Origin of the sequence: Sphingomonas sp. 35-24ZXX, from assembly GCF_000786215.1 — a bacterium.
Taxonomy (GTDB): Bacteria; Pseudomonadota; Alphaproteobacteria; order Sphingomonadales; family Sphingomonadaceae; genus Blastomonas.
Genome location: NZ_JROG01000003.1, coordinates 582516 through 602285, shown reverse-complemented (window position 1 = coordinate 602285; position 19770 = coordinate 582516). Strand labels below are relative to the sequence as shown.

Sequence of the window (19770 nt, the reverse complement as noted above, 5' to 3'; positions counted from 1 at the left end):
TCGCCTTGTCTTCCGGTTTCAAATGATACTATGCTGCAGCGAGCACGTGCCCGCACAGGCAACACAAGAAGGAAGCCGCACCCATGAAGCTAGCATCCCTCAAGAGCGGTCGTGATGGCCATCTGGTCGTCGTTTCCAACGATCTGGCCTGGTATGCCGATGCCAGCCATCTGGTGCCGACCTTGCAGGCGGCGCTCGACGACTGGGACCGGATGGCGCCCTATCTCGAGGTCCTGTCGCGCGATCTGGAACACGGTGTGATTCCGCGCGAGCGGTTCCACGAGCATGATGCCGACGCGCCCCTGCCGCGCGCGTTCCAGTGGGTGGACGGATCGGCGTACGTCAATCATGTCGAACTGGTGCGCAAGGCGCGCGGTGCCGAGCTGCCTGAAAGCTTCTGGACCGACCCGCTGATGTACCAGGGCGGATCGGACGACTTCATGGGCGCGCGAGACCCGATCGAACTCAAGGACGAAGCCTGGGGCTGCGACCTCGAAGCCGAGATCGTCGTTGTCACCGGCGATGTGCCGCAGGGCGCGACCCCCGAGGATGCCCGCCGCGCGATCCGGCTGGTGGGCCTTGTCAACGATGTGTCGCTGCGCAATCTGATCCCAGATGAGCTCGCCAAGGGTTTCGGCTTCGTCCAGTCCAAGCCCGCCAGCGCATTCTCGCCGGTGTTCGTTACCCCCGACACGCTGGGTGATTACTGGAAGGACGGGAAGCTTCACCGCACGTTGATGGTCGATCTGAACGGCCAGCCTTTCGGCCGCGCCGTGGCATCGGATGACTGCACGTTCGATTTCGGCGTGCTGATTGCGCACCTCGCCAAGACCCGCCGGGTCCGCGCCGGATCGATCATCGGATCGGGTACCGTCTCCAACCGCGACAGCGATGGCGGGCCGGGTCGCCCGGTGAGCGAGGGCGGCCTGGGCTACAGCTGCATCGCCGAACTGCGCATGGTCGAAAAGATCAAGACGGGCGAAATGAGCACCCCGTTCCTCAAGGACGGCGACGTCGTGCGCATCGATGTTCACGACGACCGCGAGCATTCGATCTTCGGCGTGATCGAGCAGACGGTGGTGGTGGGCTGACGCTCAGCCTTTGGGCTCGGCAAGCCCTTCGGTCAGGTCTTCGTCGTTGTCGATCTGACCGGCGGCTTCGCTGTCCTTGAGGATCTTGCCGACCAGCATGCGGCGCTGTTTCCAGCCCGCGCGCGCAGCGGGGATGCTGTAGAGCGCTTTCAGGAAGCTGATGTCCCAGTCGGTCGCGCCGGCGACCTTGGCGTCTGGAGCGAAAAGCCCGAGAATCGAATTGGGGGGAGGGACCTGCGCGGGTTTCATCTCGGCAAATGCGACCATGGCTGCGTAAGCTGCGACCGCATCGAGCGGCACGCCTTCGGCGCGCGACACATCGATCACGATCGTCGCACTGCGCAGCGCGCGCACGATCTGGGTGCGGATGATGCTGGAGCTATAGGCCTGCACTGTCGGCAGACCGTTGCCGATTGAAGAGCCGCCCCCTTCTGCGGTGCCGGCATTGGCAGCAAGGCCGTCGGAGGTGACCGCGCTCGCACCGTCGGCGCCGGTTTCCTGCGTGGTGTACCACCAGCGGACCGGCGCATTGCCGGTGAGCAGGGCCGGGCGATCGGGAATCTGCACTTCTGCCAGCCGCCGGGGCGATTTCTTGGCGATGCGCTGCACCACAGCCTTGGCATCGGTGGCAAAGCTGATCACGACATTGCTCTTGCACGGTGCCGGGGCCAGCTCGATTTCGGCGGTGCGGGCGATTGCGCGGATTTTGCGCTCAACGACTGCGGCATATTCGGGCTGGATACCCAGCACGGCGGGGCAGACCGGTGACACCCAGCGCGCCAGCGGATCGTCGCTGCTGGTCGCCAAGGTGCGGCGAACGAAGTCATTCGCTTCCTTGCGCGCCTGCTCTTCGCTTTGGCGACGTCCGATCACCTCGATCTCGTCGGGTTGCGTATCTGCGCCGGTGTTGGGCTGCGGTTCGGTCTGCTGCGCCGATGCAGGCGCGCAGACAAGCAGCGCCGCCGCAGCCGCTAACGCGATATTCAGACGATCAACGCGCATAATGCCCCCATTGCTTCATGGATAAGGCACGATAACCTGCTGCTGCCGATGCCGCGCGTCGCTTTCGACCAAGAGACGCTCGGCCCCGGCAAACGCCTCAGCGGATCGGCGAATCCGGTGCGAGGCGCATGTCGAGATAATTGTCGACCGAGTGCATCAGATCGTCGAGTTCGTGCTCGAAGAAATGGTTGGCGCGGCTGATCTCGTCATGATGGATGGTGATGTGCTTCTGGGTGCGCAGCTTGTCGACCAGCTTCTGCACCGCGCCCGGCGTCACCACGGTGTCGGCGGCACCCTGCACGATGATGCCCGAGGCGGGGCAGGGGGCGAGGAAGCTGAAATCGTACATGTTGGCCGGCGGCGCCACCGAGATGAAACCGCGAATCTCGGGGCGGCGCATCAGCAGCTGCATCGAGATCAGCGCGCCGAAGCTGAAGCCTGCCACCCAGGTGGTCTGCGCCTCGGGGTGGAAGCTCTGCACCCAGTCGAGCGCGGCCGCGGCATCGGAAAGCTCGCCAATGCCGTTGTCGAACGTGCCCTGGCTGCGGCCCACGCCGCGGAAGTTGAAGCGCAGCGTCGCAAAGCCGCGGCGCACGAAGGTCTTGTACAGCGCCTGGGTGATGCGATCGTTCATCGTGCCGCCACCCTGGGGGTGGGGATGCAGGATCATCGCAACCGGTGCACGCGGACGGGGGGCGGGGCTGAAGCGCCCTTCGAGACGGCCTTCGGGACCGGGAAAGATGACGGCGGGCATGATGTGCGGACTTTCGGATAGGAAATTGGACAGGCGACCATCCGGACGAGACCCCGCCCCAGCCATATATGGGGCTCAGGATACGCCGAGAAAGGGGGCCTATACGCAATGCAACCTTCAAAAAGCAACAAAATGCGTGGCATTGGCGCTTTGCGCGGTTAGAGGAATGCGATGAACCGATATCGTGCCTGGCCAAGCTGATCGAGACCATGAGCGAAGCGCGCATCTATCTTGACCATGCGGCGACCACGCCGGTGCTGCCCGAAGCCCGCGCGGCGAGCCTCGCCGCGATGGAATTCTGGGCCAATCCTTCGTCCCCCCATGCCGATGGGCGCGCCGCCCGCGCGGCGCTGGAAGAGGCTCGGCGCGGCATCGCAGATGCGCTGGGCTGGCATGGCGAGGTGATCCTCACCAGCGGCGCCAGCGAGGCGATTGCGCTGGCGATGCAGGCGAGCAAGCTTGATGGCTGGATCGTCAGCCCTACCGAACATGATGCGGTCCAGCGGATCGTCGAGCGAGCGCCGGCCAGTCGCCCGGTGATGAGGCTGGCGGTCGATCTGGATGGCGAGCTGGTGCAGACCAGCCTGCAGCGCGCGCTGGAAGCGGCGATCGGGCGGTCCCTGGTGATCGTCCAGTCGGTCAACAGCGAAACCGGGGTGATTCAGGACAGTGCCGCGATTGCCACCATCGCCCGCGAAGGCAGGGGCGTGACCCTGTGCGACGCCTCGCAAAGCGCGGGCAAGATGGCGCTGCCCGATGCCGACATGATCGTGGTGTCGGCGCACAAGCTGGGCGGACCGCCGGGAATTGGCGCGTTGCTGGTCCGCAATCTCGGGCTGCTGTATCCGCCCGGTGGGCAGGAAAAGGGCTATCGTGGCGGGACCGAGAATCTGCCCGCCGCGATGGGCTTTGCTGCCGCGCTGGCCGCTTCGCGCAACTGGATGGACCGTGCCGCCGACCTGCGCCATCAGCTCGACAGCGCCATTCGCGTTGGCGGTGGCGAGATCGTCGCGCACAATGCGTCACGGCTGCCGACGATCGGGAGCTACCGGATGCCGGGGGTCGCGGCCAATGCCCAGCTGATCCAGTTCGATCTGGCCGGAGTTTCGGTTTCGGCGGGCAGCGCGTGCTCCTCCGGCACGCTCAAGACCAGCGCGGTGCTGACCGCGATGGGTTGGGATGAGAAGGCCGCGGGCGAGGTCGTGCGGGTGAGCTTCGGCCCTTCGACCACGCGGGCGCACGTCTATCGCTTCATCGAGCTGTGGCGGGCGATGGCCCAGCGCGCGCGGAGCTGAGCGTGGCGGCACAGCCGATCTATCTCGATTACCAGGCAACAACGCCGCTGGCACCGGAAGCGCTGGCAGCGATGCAGCCATGGCTGGGAGCGCCAGACAGCACATCGGGCTGGGCCAATCCGCATAGCGCGCATTCCGTCGGGCGAAGGGCGGCAGCCGCCGTTGAGGTCGCGCGCGCGCAGATTGCCGCGCTGATGCCGCCCGGCGGCCGCGTGATCTTTACCAGCGGCGCGACCGAAGCGCTCAATCTTGCCTTGCGAGGGGCTCTGCCCGCGCTGGCTCCGCGTTCCGGCCTTGTCACCATCGCCACCGAGCATGCCGCAGTGCGCGATACCTGCCTGTGGCTGGAGGGGAAGGGCCATCGGCTCGATCTGCTGCCGGTCGGCACCGACGGGCTGGTCGATGCCGAGACCACGCGCTCCGCCATTGGCAGCGATACCGCGCTGGTCGCAGCGATGCTGGTCAACAACGAGATCGGCGTGATCCAGCCAGTCGAGCAGTTGGCAGCGATGGCGCATGATGCAGGCGCTTTGTTCCTGTGCGACGCGGTGCAGGGCTTCGGTCGCGTGCCACTGCCGCAAGCCGCGGACATGATCGCGATCAGTGCGCACAAGATCCACGGCCCCAAGGGCATCGGCGCGCTGTGGGTGCGCGACGGCGTGGCGCTGGAACCGCTGATCCATGGCGGCGGCCAGGAACAGGGGCTGCGGTCGGGCACGCTGTCGCCCGCGCTGTGCGCCGGCTTCGGCGCGGCGGCGAAGCTGGCAGGAGAACGCCAGGCGGAAGACGCGGCGCATGTCGCCCGATTGCGCGATGCCGCGCTGGCCGCGTTTTCCGGCTGGCAAGTCAATGGTTCGCTCGAACATCGCTATGCCGGCAATCTCAACCTGCAGCGTGACGGGCTGGATGTCGCGCGGCTGATGTCGGATGTTCGCGGGGTGGCGTTTTCGGCAGGTTCGGCCTGTGCCAGCGGCTCGGGACGGCCCAGCCATGTGCTGACCGCGCTGGGTTTGCCGACCGACAAGGTCCGTTCGTCGATCCGCCTGGGCTTTGGGCGCTATACCATGGTTGACGAAATCGAACGCGCCGCGCATTTGATCATCGATGCGGCCGACAGGCAGACGGGGTGAGCGATGATCGAGGTGATTTTCATCAGCGCCGACGGCAAGACCCGTCAGAGCGTTCAGGCAAAGGATGGTGACAGGTTGCTCGATGTCGCGCAGGCCCATGGCTTGCCGCTCGAAGGCACGTGCGAAGGGCAGATGGCCTGTTCGACCTGCCACCTGATCATCGATGCCGCCGATTTCGCCAAGCTTCCCGAGCCGGTCGAGATGGAAGAGGACATGCTGGACCTCGCGGTGGCGGTCACGCGGACTTCGCGGCTGTCGTGCCAGATCTTCCTGCGCGAGGAATGGGGCAGCCTGACCTGCCGCGTGCCTGCCGAAAGCTATGACATGCAGGGCATGTGAGGGTGCGCCGGGCCTGGGTCATCTTGGCAGCGGCCACCCTGGGCGGTTGCGCCAGCGTAGCGCCTGCTCCCACGTTTCAGACCGACCTTGCCGCGATCGAGGCGCGCAGCGGTGGCAGGCTGGGGGTCGCGTTGCTCGATGACGCTGGCCGCAAGGTCGCCGGATATCGTGATGACGAGCGCTTCGCGATGTGCTCGACCTTCAAGCTGCCGCTCGCCGCGATGGTGCTTGAAAAAGCCGCCGAGGGGCAATGGGCCATGGGCGATACGCTGCCCGTCACCGATGCCGACATGGTCGCTTATGCCCCCTATGTCGAGGCGCAGCGGGCCAAGTCTCCGCCCGAACCGGTGACGGTCGAAGGAGCCGCTTCGGCGGCGGTTTCGCTCAGCGACAATGCCGCTGCCAACCTGCTGCTCGATCGGCTGGGCGGACCGCAGGGCTTCACCAACTGGCTGAAGGGCAAGGGCGATGCCGTGACCCGGCTTGACCGGCGCGAGCCCGAGCTGAACGAGAATGCCGTCGGCGATCCGCGCGATACCACCACACCGTCAGCCATAGCCGAAACAAGCCGCAGGCTGGTGCTGGGCAAGGCTCTGCCGCTGGGGCAGCAGCGCCTGCTGTACCGCTGGATGGAGAACACCTCGACCGGGCTCAAGCGGATTCGTGGCGGCCTGCCGCAGGGCTGGAGCGCGGGCGACAAGACGGGCAGCTGCGGCAATGCCTTCAACGATGTTGCGGTTTTCACCTCGGAAAAAGGCAAGCGCTACACGCTGGCGGTCTATCTCGACCGGCCCACGGTCAAGGGCGATGCGGCCAGCGCGATCATCGCCGATGCCACCCGCGCAGTGCTTCCGGTGGTGCGCTGATCGGGTTGTCGTTCAGCGGTTCTTGCTTTCCGCAAAACTTGTCGCCATATGCGCAGCGGGAGTCGGGCGGACGTAGCCGTCGCCAATCTGGTCAGGTCCGGAAGGAAGCAGCCACAACGATTTTCGCCGCGGGTCGTCCGGCTCCTACCATCCCTTCATGTCTGCGCGCCGCTGTGTGCCCTGTTTTGAACAGGCGGGCGGTTTCGTTTCCATCGGCGCGCGCCAGCGGCTAATCACATCGCCATGGACGATTCACGGCCCCCCGAACTGGATAGCGACGCGAGCGACATGCCCGGTCTCGGGCTCGATCTGCCGCCAGCCGCCGCACCTTCCGCCCTTGCCGGTCAGGCCTATCGCGTGCTTGCCCGCAAGTACCGGCCGCAGACCTTTGCCGAGCTGATCGGCCAGGATGCGATGGTCCAGACCCTGGGCAACGCGATCCGCCGCGAGCGGCTGGCCCATGCCTTTCTGATGACCGGGGTGCGCGGGGTGGGCAAGACCTCGACCGCGCGGCTGATCGCCAAGGCGCTCAACTGCATCGGGCCCGACGGGAAGGGCGGGCCGACGATCGCGCCTTGCGGCGTGTGCGAACCGTGCATCGCGATCGCCGAGGGCCGCCATATCGACATCATAGAGATGGACGCCGCCAGCCATACCGGCATCGACGATGTCCGCGAGATTACCGAGGCGGTGCGCTATGCCGCCGTGTCCGCGCGCTACAAGATGTACATCATCGACGAAGCGCACATGCTCTCCAAACAGGCGTGGAACGGGCTGCTCAAGACGCTGGAAGAGCCGCCACCGCATGTGAAGTTCCTGTTCGCGACAACGGAAGTGAACAAGGTGCCGATCACGGTGCTGTCGCGCTGCCAGCGGTTCGACCTGAAGCGCATCCCGTCGGAGCTGCTCGCCAGCCATTTTGCCGAGATCTGCGTCAAGGAATCGGTCGAGGCCGAGCCCGATGCGCTGGCGATGATCGCCGATGCGGCCGAAGGTTCGGTCCGCGATGGTCTGTCGATCCTCGATCAGGCGATTGCGCATTCAGACCTCGGCGCCGATGCAGTTGCCGAGGGCGGCGCATCGGTGCGCGCCGAACAGGTGCGCAGCATGCTGGGCTTGTCCGATCGCGGGGCCATGCGGCGGCTGTTTGCCCATCTGATCGCGGGCGATGCCGACGCGATGCTTGCCGATCTCGACATGCAGCACAGCCTGGGCGTCGATCCGCTGAGCGTGATGCGCGGGCTGCTGGCGATGGTGCATGCGATCACGCTGCACAAGTCCGCAGGGCGGGTGCGCACCGTGCACGGCGAGGAAGATCGCGCTGCGCTCGCCGATTGGGCGGGCAAGCTCGGCCACGCCAGCCTGCACCGGCTGTGGCAGCTGCTGCTCAAGGGCCATGACGAGATCGAAAGCGCGCCCGTGCCGCGCGAGGCGTGTGAGATGGCGCTGCTGCGCGCGCTCTATGCCGCGACGATGCCCGATCCCGGAACGCTGGCACGGCGCCTGGCCGATACACCGGCAGCGCCGGCGGCAGCTCCCGCTCCCGCAGCGTCCGAGCCGCAGCCTGTGCCGCACGCCCCGACCGAGGAATCTCCGCCATGGGACGCCGCGCCGGCAGCGCCCAGCAACGCCACCCCCGATGTCTCAGCCCCCGCCGCGCCACGAACCATCGCTGGCCTGGTCGACATGCTCGACAATGCGAACAAATGGCTGATCGCCGCGCAGGTCAAATCGGACATGCGGCTGATCGAACTGGGCGAAGACCGACTGATCTATCAGTCTGCAACCGGCCGCGACGATTATGTCCCGCTCCTGCGCGAGGCGCTGGCGGACATCACCGGTCGTCGCTGGCAGGTGGAGCGCGGCGAGGGCGATGGCTTGCCAACCCTGGCCGAGGAAGAGCGCCGCGCCGAAGCGGCGATGCGCGACGAGATTTTGAACCATCCGCTGGTCAAGGCGACGCAAGCTGCGTTTCCTGACGCGGAAATAGACTGGACTGCGGCGGAAATCTCCCCACATGGAGACGAGACCCTGCCAACACGGAGTGCCAAGGCATGAAAAGCATGGAAGAAATGATGGCTGCCGCTCAGGAAGCCGCCCAGACCGTTCAGCGCCAGATGAACGAGGCGCAGGCCAAGCTGGAATCGATCGAGGTCGAAGGCGCAGCCGGCGGCGGCCTGGTCAAGGTCCGCGCCACCGCCAAGGGCCGGATCCTGGGCGTTTCGATCGACGACAGCCTGATGGTGCCCGCCGACAAGCAGATGCTGGAAGATCTGATCGCAGCAGCGTTCAACGACGCCCGCACCAAGGCCGATCGCGCCAGCGAGGAAGAAATGAGCAAGATGGCGCAGGGCATGCCGCTGCCCGCCGGTTTCAAGCTTCCGTTCTGAATGCGTTAACCTGGGCAGGTGCAGGATCGCTTGTCGCGGATAGACCCGGCAACCATATAGGCCGGTGAGAAGTTGCCGGAGAACCGGCAACCAGACCCCAGATGGATTGAACCGAATTGACCATGTTCCAGACTTACCCCCTGCTGCCCCTGCGCGACATCGTGGTGTTTCCGCAGATGATCGTCCCGCTGTTCGTCGGCCGCGACAAGTCTGTCGCCGCGCTCGAGCGGGCGATGGAGCAGGACAAGGAAATCTTCCTCGTCGCGCAGCTCGATCCGGCACGCGACGATCCCGATCGCGACGATCTCTATGATATCGGCGTCATCGCCACCGTGCTGCAGCTGCTGAAGCTTCCCGATGGGACCGTTCGGGTGCTGGTCGAAGGCGGCGAGCGTGCGCGTCTCAATCGGTTGCAGCCGAGCGGCGATCATGTCCTTGCCGAAGTGGAAGCGCTGCCTGCACGCGCGGTCAGCGGCACCGACGTCAACGCGCTGATGCGCTCGGTGGTCGACCAGTTCGAAAATTATGCCAAGCTCAACAAGAAGCTGCCGGCCGAAACCGCGGTGCAACTGGCGGAGATCGACGATGCCTCGAAGCTCGCCGATGCGGTCGCGGCGAACATCTCGGTCAAGGTGGCCGACAAGCAGAGCCTGCTGACCGAGGACGACCCGGTCAAGCGGCTGGAGATGGTGTTCGGCTTCATGGAAGGCGAGCTGGGCGTGCTCCAGGTCGAAAAGAAGATCCGTGGCCGCGTCAAGCGCCAGATGGAAAAGACCCAGCGCGAATATTATCTCAACGAGCAGCTCAAGGCGATCCAGTCCGAGCTGGGCAATGGCGATGGCGACGACGGCAATGGCGTCAACGAACTTGCCGCCAAGATCGAGAAGCTGAAGCTTTCGCCCGAGGCCAAGGCCAAGGCGACGGCCGAGCTCAAGAAGCTGCGTGGCATGGCGCCGATGTCGGCTGAAGCGACGGTGGTGCGCAACTATCTCGACGTGCTGCTGGGCCTGCCCTGGGGCAAGAAGTCGAAGCTCAAGCGCGACATTGCCGAAGCGCAGAAGGTGCTCGACGACGACCATTTCGGGCTCGAAAAGGTCAAGGATCGGATCATCGAGTATCTCGCCGTGCAGGCGCGGACCAACAAGCTCAAGGGCCCGATCCTGTGCCTTGTCGGCCCTCCGGGCGTCGGCAAGACTTCGCTGGGTCGGTCGATCGCCAAGGCCACGGGCCGCGAGTTCGTGCGCCAGTCGCTGGGCGGCGTGCGTGACGAGGCGGAAATCCGCGGTCACCGGCGCACCTATATCGGCTCGCTGCCGGGCAAGATCGTCAACAACCTGAAAAAGGCCGGAACCAGCAACCCGCTGTTCCTGCTCGACGAGATCGACAAGCTGGGTCAGGATTTCCGCGGTGATCCGGCATCTGCGCTGCTCGAGGTGCTTGATCCCGAACAGAACGCGAAGTTCCAGGACCATTATCTGGAGATCGACATCGATCTTTCGGACATCATGTTCGTGACCACCGCGAACAGTCTGAACCTGCCGCAGCCTCTGCTCGACCGCATGGAGATCATCCGGCTGGAGGGCTATACCGAGGACGAGAAGGTCGAGATTGCCAAGCGGCACCTGATCGCCAAGCAGATCGAGGCGCACGGGCTGAAGAAGGGCGAGTTCGAGCTGACCGAGGACGGTCTGCGCGATCTGATCCGCTATTATACCCGTGAAGCGGGCGTGCGGACGCTGGAGCGCGAGATCGCCCGGCTCGCGCGCAAGTCGCTGCGGCGCATCCTGGAGAAGAAGGATACCGGGGTGGTCATCACGCCGGACAACCTTTCGGACTTTGCCGGCGTGCGCAAATATCGCCACGGCATCGGCGAGGCGGAGAACGACATCGGTGCGGTGACGGGTCTCGCCTGGACCGAGGTGGGCGGCGAACTGCTGACCATCGAGGCGGTGACCGTGCCCGGCAAGGGAATGATCAAGACCACCGGCAAGCTGGGCGAAGTCATGCAGGAATCGGTGCAGGCGGCGTTCTCGTTCGTCAAGGCGCGCTCGCCGTCTTATGGCATCAAGCCCAGCATCTTTGCGCGTAAGGACATCCATATCCATCTGCCCGAAGGGGCGGTGCCCAAGGATGGTCCGTCGGCAGGCATCGGCATGGTCACCTCGATCATCTCGACGCTCACCGGCAATGCTGTGCGGCGCGATGTCGCGATGACCGGAGAGGTCACGCTGCGCGGTCGTGTGCTGCCCATCGGCGGCCTGAAGGAAAAGCTGCTGGCGGCGCTGCGTGGCGGCATCACCACGGTGCTCATCCCGGCGGAGAACGAAAAGGACCTCGCCGAGATCCCCGAAAACGTGAAGCAGGGGCTGAAGATCATCCCCGTGAGCCACGTCGACGAGGTGCTTCGCGTCGCGTTGGTCGATCCGTTTGTGGCGATCGACTGGACCGAAGCGGATGAACTTGCCGCGCAACCCCCGGTAGGTGCCGGTGACCACCACGAGGTAGCGGTAAAGCATTGAACCGTATTGGTGCAATGCAGCATGAGCAGGTTGAAGGCTGAAGCGGGCGCATTACGGTAAAATTGCGACAAAACGCCCGGAAATGCGCCCGTTTCCCTTTGACAGCGAGAAATATCTGGTTCTAACTCGACCCCCTCAAAGCCGCGATTCAGCAAGGTTCAACAAAAATCAGGGGGTTCCCACGGCATGAACAAGAATGATCTCATTTCGGCTGTTTCTGAACAGGCCGGTATTACCAAGGCCGATGCCAGCAAGGCGGTGGAAGCTGTGTTCGATTCGATCAGCGGTGCGCTCGCCAAGGGCAGCGAAGTTCGCCTGGTCGGTTTCGGGACCTTTTCGGTGAGCAAGCGCAAGGCTTCGACCGGACGCAACCCGCGCACGGGCGAGAAGATGGAAATCAAGGCGTCGACCCAGCCCAAGTTCAAGGCCGGCAAGGGCCTCAAGGATGCGGTCAACTGATCCAGACGGCCGCCGCCCTTTTGCGGCGGTACGGCACATGCTTTGAGCGGGCAGGGGTCGCATATTCAACCCTCCCCTGTTGAAGTGCCCACGAGACGAGAAGAAGGCGGCGCATCATGCGCCGCCTTTTTTTTGTTGGCGGTCAGCCGGCCTTGCGGATCGCTGCGGTGACCTTGTTCGCGCGGTCGGTGGCCTCGCGCTCGATCGCCTGCCAGTCGGTGATATAGGCCGCTGCAAAGCGGTTGATGCCCATCCGTCTGTATTGTTCGACATGCGCGAGCTCGTGCGCCCAGATCCACACGTTGCGTGTCAGTCGCTCGCTGGAAAACACCACCTGCCGGTTCAGCGCGACCGCGCCTTCATCCATGTATTTCTCGGTCAGCAAGGTGCCCAGGTCAACGCGCCCGGTTCCGATCGTCCAGCGCACCGACTTCAAAAGATCCGGCGCAAAATAAGGGGCCAGGATCCTGGCCATCGGCTCTGGCACCTGGCGAGCGCCAGCACGCGACGCCTGGGCCTCGGCATGCCGGATCGCCTGCGCCAGCACTGGCCCGGTCAGCCGCGACGAGCGCCGGACGAGCTGCTCGGATCCCTTGCGCGCCTCGGTGGCAAGGCGGCGCGAGGACTGCACGGTCTGCGAGCCCAACTTGCCCAGCGCGCGGGCAACCTCGGGCGGCGGGCGCAGCAGCTCCTCGTCCGGGCGCTCGATGCAACCGCTGGTCGCCAGAAGGACGAGCGCCATCAGCGCCCGGGTCAAGGTTTGCGGTCTGCTCATGCGCAGACCGCTAGCCGAGCCTCTATTGGCCAGCAAGGCCGATCAGCGCCTCGGGACCCTTGTCCATCCGGCTGTTGACTACCCACGTCAGCGTCGAGACGCCCGCGGCGGACGTCGGTCCATCCTCGGTATTGTTGGTGAGGATGCGGCCATCGGTGGTGAGAGTGAAGGTGCCCTCGGGCTTGGGCTGGGGGGTCTTTTCGCCTGCCGCCGCCATCGCGCCCAGGCTGGCCATCTCGCCGCCTGCGCCGCCGCCCGAATAGGCTGGCGCCGACACCTTCACGCTGCCGTCCTTGCGCTTGATCAGCGTGACGAAAGGCATGATCGCCGCGCCGCCATCGACCAGCGGAAAGGCAAAGCCGTGTGCGATGGTGCCGGTGATGGCATATTCGACATCGATGATGCGGTTGCCGCGATAGCTGACCTTCTTCCAGCCCTCCTGCTTCTTGAGCTGCTCGACCAGCTCGGCGATGCTTTCGTCGCTGCCCAGGCCAGCCTTTTCGCCGCCCATCGCGCTGGTCAGCATGCCGGCCTCGCCCTTGTTGGCGGCCTGCGCCTCGTCAAAATCCTTGCGCTGCTGGTCCAGCTCGGCAGATGTGCACTCGCGTTCGTCGCCGCTATCCTCGCGGTAGCACGGGCTGGCGCTGAATTCGGCAGGGGGCGGTGCCATGTCGGTCACCACGATCTCGCCGGCATAAGTGAAGGTAAAGCTGCCATCGCGCTTGAGATCGAGCGACGAGGTGAACTTGCCAGGCGAAAGCAGGCAGCCGGTGAGCAGCAAAGGTGCTGCCAGCGCGGCGATCAGGCGGATCATTTTCATCTGGAATGTCCTTTCAGGCGCGACCCCGGGATGGACGAGAGTGGTAAGCAATTAGCCAGGGGTCAGCATGATCAGCGCCTCTGGCGAGCGGTCGGTGCGGGAGGTGATCTGCCATGCGAGCACGCGCATGGCGCCGTCGGCGGTGGGGCCGTCTTCGGTATTGTTGGTGAGGATGTCGCCATCGGTGCGCAGCGTGAAGGTGCCTTCGGGGCGGGGCAGGCTGGCGAGCATCTTGCCTTCCTCGCTATTGTCGGCGGCGCCCAGCGCCTGGATGATCGGCAGCAGGCCGCCCATGCTGCCATTGACGAAACCGTTCTGGCTGCCGCCGGCGGCAAAGGCTGGGGCATCGATCCGCACGGCGTTGTTGGCGCGCGCCGAGGCCACGATGAACGGGGTGACGCCCTGCACCTTCTCGATGACCGGGAAGGTGAAGTCCTGGTCGATCCGTCCGGAGATGGCATAGTCGACCACGAACAGGCCATCGCCCTTGTGGACCACCTCGCGCCAGCCCTTCTGCTTCTTGATGCGGACAATGAACTCGTCGATCGCGTCGGGAGAGCTGGGGTCGATCCCGCCGAGCAGGGCCTTGAACAGCTCGATATTGCGCGCGTCCTCAGCCTTCTTGGCGGTGCGCTGGTCTTCCCAGGCCTGCTTCTGGCTTTCGATCTCGGCAGCGGTGCATTCGCGCTCCAGCGCCTCTTCGGCCCAGCCTTCTTCTTCCTGAAGCAGCGCGGTCTTCAGCACGGCGGCATCGACTTCGGCAGGCTCGCCATAGCAGGGGCCGGGGGTGAAGCCTGTATCCTTGCCGTCAAGCGCTGCACCCATCGCCACCAGGCGAGAGAGGCCCAGCAGGTGGATCTCGCCGCGATAGGCAAAGGTGAAGCCGCCCTGGCGCATCACGGTCATGTCCGCAGCAAACTTGCCGGGAGACAGCAGGCAGCCGGTCAGCAGGCACGCCGCTGCGGCCACTGCCAATATGCGTGCTGCGATAGCCCCCCCGCGCCGCATCAGCCTTCGCCCCGGTCCGTCCGGATCGCGTACAGCGAAATCGCCGCCGCGTTCGACACGTTGAGGCTTTCCATCGCGCTGCTGATCGGCAGGCGCGCCAGCACGTCGCAATGGCCTGCGACATTGTGCCGCAAGCCTTCGCCTTCTGCGCCCAGCACCAGCGCGATCGGCCCGGAGCCCAGGACCTTGGCCAAAGTGTCGCTGGCATCGCCGTCGAGCCCGATGCGCCAGTAGCCGGCATCGGCAATCTCTTCGAGCGCGCGCGACAGATTGACGACGCGCACCCAGGGCACGACCTCGAGCGCGCCGGACGCGGCCTTGGCGACGGTGCCCGATTCGGGCGGTGCATGGCGGTCCTGCGTGACGATCGCAGCGGCATCGAAGGCGGCCGCCGACCGGAAGATAGCACCGACATTGTGCGGATCGGTGACCTGGTCGAGCACCACGATGGGCCGCATCGGATCGCCCGACAGGACATCGGCCAGCAGCATGTCGTCCAGCGGCTCGACCTCGATCACCACGCCCTGATGCGGCGCATCGCGCGCCACCAGCCGGGCGAGGTCGGCGACATCGGCGAATTCCACCGGAACGCCTGCCGGCAGTTCGAACTGCGCAAGCGCTTCGCGGGTGCCGCGAATCCAGCGAATCTGCCGTTCGGGATTGTTGAAGGCGGCCTCGACCGCATGGGTGCCCCAGAATCGCGGTAACTTTCCGCCTTCCAGCCCAGCCTTGCGGTTCCGGTTGCGTGCGCCGCGTTTTGCCATTGTCTGTCGTATCTTTCTTGGGCGATCGGATCGCCGTGGTGGATTGGTTTCGCTTTTCGTCCTCACGCCATTGACAGGCAAGCGCGAATTGTTCAAGGGACCGCCTCTCGGCAAGAACGGCCCCCTTCAAGGGGCCAGCGCACAGGGTTTGAATGTGTGGACAGGTGGCCGAGTGGTTAATGGCAGCAGACTGTAAATCTGCCCGCGAGAGCGTACGCTGGTTCGAATCCAGCCCTGTCCACCACCCTTTTTCCCTTGAGACCGGATACGGCCCGTCCGGGCGATTGCGCGCTTGGCAAGGCCGGTGCGATTGGGCACAACGCGGGCATGATAGAGATCGTCCGCATCCCCGCCCTGTCCGACAATTATATCTGGCTGGCGCATGATCCGGTCAGCGGTGAGACCGTGGTCATCGACCCCGCCGAGGCCGAGCCCGTGCTGGCGGCGGCAGCGGCGCGGGGCTGGACGATCACGCAGATCTGGAACACGCACTGGCATCCCGATCATGTCGGCGGCAATGCGGGCATCAAGGCTGCCACGGGCTGCACGATCACCGGCCCGGTGGCCGAGCGCGACCGGATCGCGACGCTGGACGTGACCGTCCAGGGCGGCGACAGCGTGCACCTGGGATCGGTTCGTGCCGAGGTGATAGACGTTCCCGCGCATACCAGTGGCCATATCGCCTATCATCTGCCCGGCGAATCGACGATCTTCGTCGGCGACACGCTGTTTGCGATGGGTTGCGGCAGGCTGTTCGAAGGCACGGCAGAACAGATGTTCGACAACATGACCAGGCTGGCCAGGCTGCCCGGCGAAACCCAGGTTTATTGCGCGCACGAATATACCGAATCGAACGGGCGCTACGCTCTGGTTGCGGAGCCTGAGAATACGGCGCTGGCCGAGCGGATGGAGCAGGTGCTGGCGATGCGCGCGCGCGGCGAGCCGACCGTGCCGACGACCATCGCGCTCGAACGCGCCACCAATCCCTTCATGCGCGCTGGATCGGCTGCCGAACTGGCCGAACGGCGCGCCGCCAAGGACAATTTCCGGGGCTGATCAACGACCACCGGAGCCTGCGACCGAGAGGACATGCCATGACCGAAGCCTTTATCTGTGATGCCGTGCGCACGCCTATCGGCCGTTATGGCGGCGGTCTGGCGACTGTCCGTCCGGATGATCTGGCCGCCGTGGTGCTGCGCGCGCTGTTGTCGCGCAATCCGGGGCTCGATGCCGCGCAGATCGACGATGTGCTGATGGGCTGCGCCAATCAGGCGGGCGAAGACAACCGCAACGTCGCGCGCATGGCGTCGCTGCTTGCGGGGCTTCCCGAGACCGTGGGCGGGGCAACGATCAACCGGCTGTGCGGGTCGGGGCTTGATGCCGTCGGCTCTGCCGCGCGCGCCATCCGGGCAGGCGATGCCGATCTGATGATCGCAGGCGGCGTCGAAAGCATGACCCGCGCGCCGTTCGTGATGCCCAAGGCGGGCAGCGCCTTTGCCCGCGACGCAGCAGTTTATGACACCACCATCGGCTGGCGGTTCGTCAACCCGCTGATGAAGGCGGTGCACGGGGTCGATTCGATGCCCGAAACCGCGGAAAACGTCGCCGAAGACTTCGGCATCGCCCGCGCCGACCAGGATGCGTTCGCGCTGCGCAGCCAGCAGCGCGCGGCCGCAGCGCAGGCTTCGGGCCGGCTGGCGGCGGAGATCGTCCCTGTCAGCATCCCGCAGCGCAAGGGCGACCCGCTGGTCATCGACGCCGACGAGCACCCCCGCATGACCTCCATCGAGGCGCTGGCAGCACTGAAGCCCATTGTGCGCCCGACCGGAACGGTGACGGCAGGCAATGCGAGCGGCGTCAATGATGGCGCGGCAGCGCTCGTGGTCGCGTCGGAAGAGGCCGCGCTGCGCAACGGGCTGACACCGCGTGCGCGGATCATCGGCATGGCAGTCGCAGGCGTGCCGCCCCGGATCATGGGCATTGGCCCTGCGCCTGCGGTGCAGAAGCTGCTGGCACGCGCGCGGGTGCGGCTGAGCGAGGTCGAGGTGATCGAACTCAACGAAGCCTTTGCCGCACAGGGGCTGGCGGTTCTGCGCCAGCTCGGCCTGCCCGACGACGCGCCCCATGTGAACCCCAATGGCGGCGCGATCGCGCTCGGCCATCCGCTGGGCATGTCCGGCGCCCGGCTGGCGCTGACGGCAACCGAAGAACTGGCGCGCACCGGCGGACGCTATGCCATTGCCACGATGTGCATCGGCGTTGGGCAGGGCATTGCCATGCTGATCGAGCGGGTGTGATCGGCGCGCGCGGTGCCTATTTCCCTGCGACTTTCTCTACCGGTTGGAAGTCGCGCACGAATCGCTCAAGCAGACGCACGCCATAGCCGGTCGCGCCTGCCGGCTTGAGGTCGTTGGCGCCGCCCCAGGCCATGCCCGCAATGTCGATATGCGCCCAGGGCGTCTCAGGCTTCACGAACGCGCCGATGAAATGCGCGCCCGCACCCGCACCGGCACCGCTGACGCCCGAATTCTTGATGTCGGCGATCGTCGATTTGGTGTCCTCGGCGTAGCTTGGATGCAGCGGCATCTGCCACAGCTCGTCGCCACTGGCATCTCCGGCCATGATCAGCTGGTCGGCCAGCGGATCGTGGCGGCTGAACAGCCCAGCATAATCATCCCCCAGCGCGGTCATGATCGATCCGGTGAGCGTCGCGACATCGACAATCGCTGCAGGGTTCAGCTTGGCATCGGCATAGGCGACAGCGTCGGCCAGCACAAGGCGGCCCTCGGCGTCGGTCGAGATGATCTCGATCGTCTTGCCGTTCATCGCCTGCAGCACGTCCGCCGGGCGCGCGGCGTTGCCATCGGGCATGTTCTCGGACAGCGCCGCAATCGCAACGACATCGACAGGCGCGCGTGACCTAGCCAGTGCCAGCACTGCGCCGACCACGCTTGCAGCGCCGGACATGTCGAACTTCATGTCGCCCATGCCGCTGCCGTTCTTGAGCGAGATACCACCGCTGTCGAAAGTGATGCCCTTGCCTGCCAGGACCACCGGTCCATACGCTGGCGCACTGCGCCCGGTATAGCGGACGATCAGCATGCGCGGCGGACGCGCCGACCCGCGACCCGAGCCCAGGATCGAGCCCATGCCCAGTTTCTCCATCGCGGGCACATCGAGCGCCTCGATGGTGACGCCCGCCACGCCTGCAAACGCCGCGCGGGTGCGTTCGACGAAGCTTTCGGGATACACGACGTTGGCGGGCTCGTTGGACAGATCCCGGGCAAAGGCCATGGCGTCGATCAGCGGCTTGCCCCGGTCTTCATAGAGCGCGCGGGCTGCCTGCGCCGAATCGCTGACGATGGTGGTCGCCGCCATCGGGGCGGCTTCGCGGGCCTTGGCCTGATAGAGATCCGAGCGATATTCGCCGATCCCCATGCCGGTCGCCAGTTCGGCCGCGGCCTCTGCGGGCAGTCCGCCCGCCAGCACGACCAGCGGCCCCTTGTCCTTCATCAGCGCGCGGCCCGCCATGACGCCCAGCTTCTGCACGGCGGCCGCGCTCAGGTCCTTGCCGGTGCCGACGACATGGATGCGGTCCCAGTTGCCGATGCCGCGCAGAGTGAGCGAGCCGGGGTTGGCGTAATCGAATTCGGCCGAGGCCAGGGCCCGCTGGATTGCGCTGCGCTCCGCATCGCTGAGCACGGAAGCGCGTGTCGCAAGGTCGCCCTCTGCAGTCAGCGGCAGAACGAGCGTTCCGCTGGCGGCGGGCATGGCAGGTTCGAAGCGGACGGGGCGATACTGCGCCTTGGCTGCCTTGAGCGTCAGCGACGGCGTGATCGCGCCGGCGCTTGGCATCTGCGAAAAGGCGGCCGTGGTCGGCACCGATGCGGCGCTTGCCAGAAGGGCCGTTGCCAGCATGAAACGGGTGGTGCGCATATTGGAAACCCCTGGATATGTCGTTGCTATGGTAACCATATCAGCAGCTTGGGATCGATGCGGCAAGCCCGGATGTGCCGCACCACAACATGTGGCATTGCGCTGGCTGTGCAGGCACCCCATTGTCAGGGGATGTTCAGCCCCATTGTCATCGCCGCTATCGCCTGGGCCGTCGTTCTGGGCGGCGCGGGCGGCCTGCTGACCGAAATCGGCAGCTGGTACAAAAACCTTAAGAAGCCCAGCTGGCAGCCGCCCGACTGGCTGTTCGGTCCCGCCTGGACGATCATTCTGGGAGCAGCGGCCTGGGCGCTGGTGCTGGCCTGGAACGGTGCTTCGAGCGATACCGATCGCGGTATCATTATCGCGCTCTATGCCGCAAATTTCGTCTTCCACCTGTTCTGGTCGCCGCTGTTCTTCAAGTTGCACCGGCCCGACTGGGCGCAGATCGAGGTCGTGTTCCTGTGGTCGTCGGTGTTTGCGATGTGCATCTGGCTGCGGCCCTATTCGGTGCTCGCAAGCTGGCTGATCGTGCCTTATCTCGTCTGGGTGAGCTTCGCCGCGATCCTGAATGCCAAGATCGTGCAGCTGAACCGGCCGTTCGGAAAGGCGGCTTCCTCCTGAT

The 19770-nt window shown here is 65.5% G+C and carries 19 protein-coding genes, 1 tRNA gene and 1 other RNA gene; 14 read left to right on the top strand and 7 right to left on the bottom strand.

All coding sequences use genetic code 11. The features are described from left to right. Positions 1-83: 83 nt before the first annotated feature. Complete coding sequence (locus tag LI72_RS05575) at positions 84-1091, top strand: fumarylacetoacetate hydrolase family protein (RefSeq protein ID WP_033924815.1); 1008 nt, start codon at positions 84-86, stop codon at positions 1089-1091. A gap of 3 nt (positions 1092-1094) precedes the next feature. Here the strand turns inward: LI72_RS05575 and LI72_RS05570 are convergent, their stop codons facing one another. Together LI72_RS05570 and LI72_RS05565 are read right to left on the bottom strand one after the other, a co-directional pair. Then, positions 1095-2093, bottom strand: coding sequence for a hypothetical protein (locus LI72_RS05570; protein WP_052129529.1), 999 nt, complete (start codon positions 2091-2093; stop codon positions 1095-1097). 97 nt (positions 2094-2190) lie between these two features. Continuing rightward, complete coding sequence (locus LI72_RS05565) at positions 2191-2847, bottom strand: alpha/beta hydrolase (RefSeq protein WP_033924814.1); 657 nt, start codon at positions 2845-2847, stop codon at positions 2191-2193. Between the two features lie 209 nt (positions 2848-3056). Between LI72_RS05565 and LI72_RS05560 the strand changes: the two genes are divergently transcribed. The 9 genes from LI72_RS05560 (at position 3057) to LI72_RS05525 (ending at position 11845) form a co-directional block, all read left to right on the top strand. Beyond that, positions 3057-4142 carry a cysteine desulfurase family protein gene (locus LI72_RS05560; RefSeq protein ID WP_033924813.1) on the top strand — a complete coding sequence of 362 codons (1086 nt, stop codon included), beginning with the start codon at positions 3057-3059 and terminating at the stop codon, positions 4140-4142. Positions 4143-4144: 2 nt separating this feature from the next. Next, entirely contained in the window at positions 4145-5272 is a 1128-nt protein-coding gene (locus LI72_RS05555; RefSeq protein ID WP_269429426.1) for a cysteine desulfurase family protein, read from the top strand. A 3-nt stretch (positions 5273-5275) separates the two neighbouring features. After that, a complete protein-coding gene (locus LI72_RS05550) occupies positions 5276-5611 on the top strand; it encodes a 2Fe-2S iron-sulfur cluster-binding protein (protein WP_033924812.1) in 336 nt (111 codons plus the stop codon). A gap of 23 nt (positions 5612-5634) precedes the next feature. Then, the gene (gene bla / locus LI72_RS05545; protein WP_197051827.1) at positions 5635-6477 is read left to right on the top strand and encodes a class A beta-lactamase; all 843 of its coding nucleotides are present in this window, start codon (positions 5635-5637) and stop codon (positions 6475-6477) included. 55 nt (positions 6478-6532) lie between these two features. Continuing rightward, an RNA gene (gene ffs, locus LI72_RS19515) (signal recognition particle sRNA small type) lies at positions 6533-6628 on the top strand. 92 nt (positions 6629-6720) lie between these two features. Further along, positions 6721-8535, top strand: coding sequence for a DNA polymerase III subunit gamma/tau (locus LI72_RS05540; protein ID WP_197051826.1), 1815 nt, complete (start codon positions 6721-6723; stop codon positions 8533-8535). Continuing rightward, complete coding sequence (locus LI72_RS05535; RefSeq protein WP_033924811.1) at positions 8532-8867, top strand: YbaB/EbfC family nucleoid-associated protein; 336 nt, start codon at positions 8532-8534, stop codon at positions 8865-8867. Before LI72_RS05540 ends, LI72_RS05535 begins: the two co-directional genes overlap by 4 nt. 122 nt (positions 8868-8989) lie before the next feature. Next, complete coding sequence (lon, locus tag LI72_RS05530) at positions 8990-11386, top strand: endopeptidase La (protein ID WP_033924810.1); 2397 nt, start codon at positions 8990-8992, stop codon at positions 11384-11386. 186 nt (positions 11387-11572) lie between these two features. Then, positions 11573-11845, top strand: coding sequence for an HU family DNA-binding protein (locus LI72_RS05525; protein WP_017671429.1), 273 nt, complete (start codon positions 11573-11575; stop codon positions 11843-11845). A 142-nt stretch (positions 11846-11987) separates the two neighbouring features. Here the strand turns inward: LI72_RS05525 and LI72_RS18945 are convergent, their stop codons facing one another. The 4 genes from LI72_RS18945 to rlmB are packed head-to-tail and all read right to left on the bottom strand — an operon-like array spanning position 11988 to position 15212. Then, positions 11988-12620, bottom strand: a complete 633-nt coding sequence (locus LI72_RS18945; protein ID WP_052129527.1) for an eCIS core domain-containing protein — start codon at positions 12618-12620, stop codon at positions 11988-11990. Between the two features lie 22 nt (positions 12621-12642). Next, the gene (locus LI72_RS05515) at positions 12643-13440 is read right to left on the bottom strand and encodes a hypothetical protein (protein WP_033924809.1); all 798 of its coding nucleotides are present in this window, start codon (positions 13438-13440) and stop codon (positions 12643-12645) included. A 51-nt stretch (positions 13441-13491) separates the two neighbouring features. After that, the gene (locus LI72_RS05510; protein ID WP_156139487.1) at positions 13492-14415 is read right to left on the bottom strand and encodes a hypothetical protein; all 924 of its coding nucleotides are present in this window, start codon (positions 14413-14415) and stop codon (positions 13492-13494) included. Positions 14416-14447: 32 nt separating this feature from the next. Continuing rightward, a complete protein-coding gene (gene rlmB, locus LI72_RS05505) occupies positions 14448-15212 on the bottom strand; it encodes a 23S rRNA (guanosine(2251)-2'-O)-methyltransferase RlmB (RefSeq protein ID WP_052129525.1) in 765 nt (254 codons plus the stop codon). A 158-nt stretch (positions 15213-15370) separates the two neighbouring features. On the opposite strand from rlmB, the gene LI72_RS05500 reads away from it, so the two are divergent. The 3 genes from LI72_RS05500 to pcaF all read left to right on the top strand — a co-directional run bounded on the left by LI72_RS05500 (position 15371) and on the right by pcaF (position 17509). Beyond that, positions 15371-15456: transfer RNA gene (locus LI72_RS05500), tRNA-Tyr, on the top strand. Between the two features lie 83 nt (positions 15457-15539). After that, complete coding sequence (gloB, locus tag LI72_RS05495; protein ID WP_033924807.1) at positions 15540-16268, top strand: hydroxyacylglutathione hydrolase; 729 nt, start codon at positions 15540-15542, stop codon at positions 16266-16268. A gap of 38 nt (positions 16269-16306) precedes the next feature. Further along, the gene (gene pcaF / locus LI72_RS05490) at positions 16307-17509 is read left to right on the top strand and encodes a 3-oxoadipyl-CoA thiolase (RefSeq protein WP_033924806.1); all 1203 of its coding nucleotides are present in this window, start codon (positions 16307-16309) and stop codon (positions 17507-17509) included. Positions 17510-17525: 16 nt separating this feature from the next. Here the strand turns inward: pcaF and LI72_RS05485 are convergent, their stop codons facing one another. Then, positions 17526-19148, bottom strand: a complete 1623-nt coding sequence (locus LI72_RS05485; protein WP_033924805.1) for a leucyl aminopeptidase — start codon at positions 19146-19148, stop codon at positions 17526-17528. A gap of 132 nt (positions 19149-19280) precedes the next feature. Here LI72_RS05485 and LI72_RS05480 point away from each other — a divergent pair, with 132 nt between their 5' ends. Continuing rightward, a complete protein-coding gene (locus tag LI72_RS05480) occupies positions 19281-19769 on the top strand; it encodes a TspO/MBR family protein (RefSeq protein ID WP_033924804.1) in 489 nt (162 codons plus the stop codon). Position 19770 lies beyond the last annotated feature (1 nt).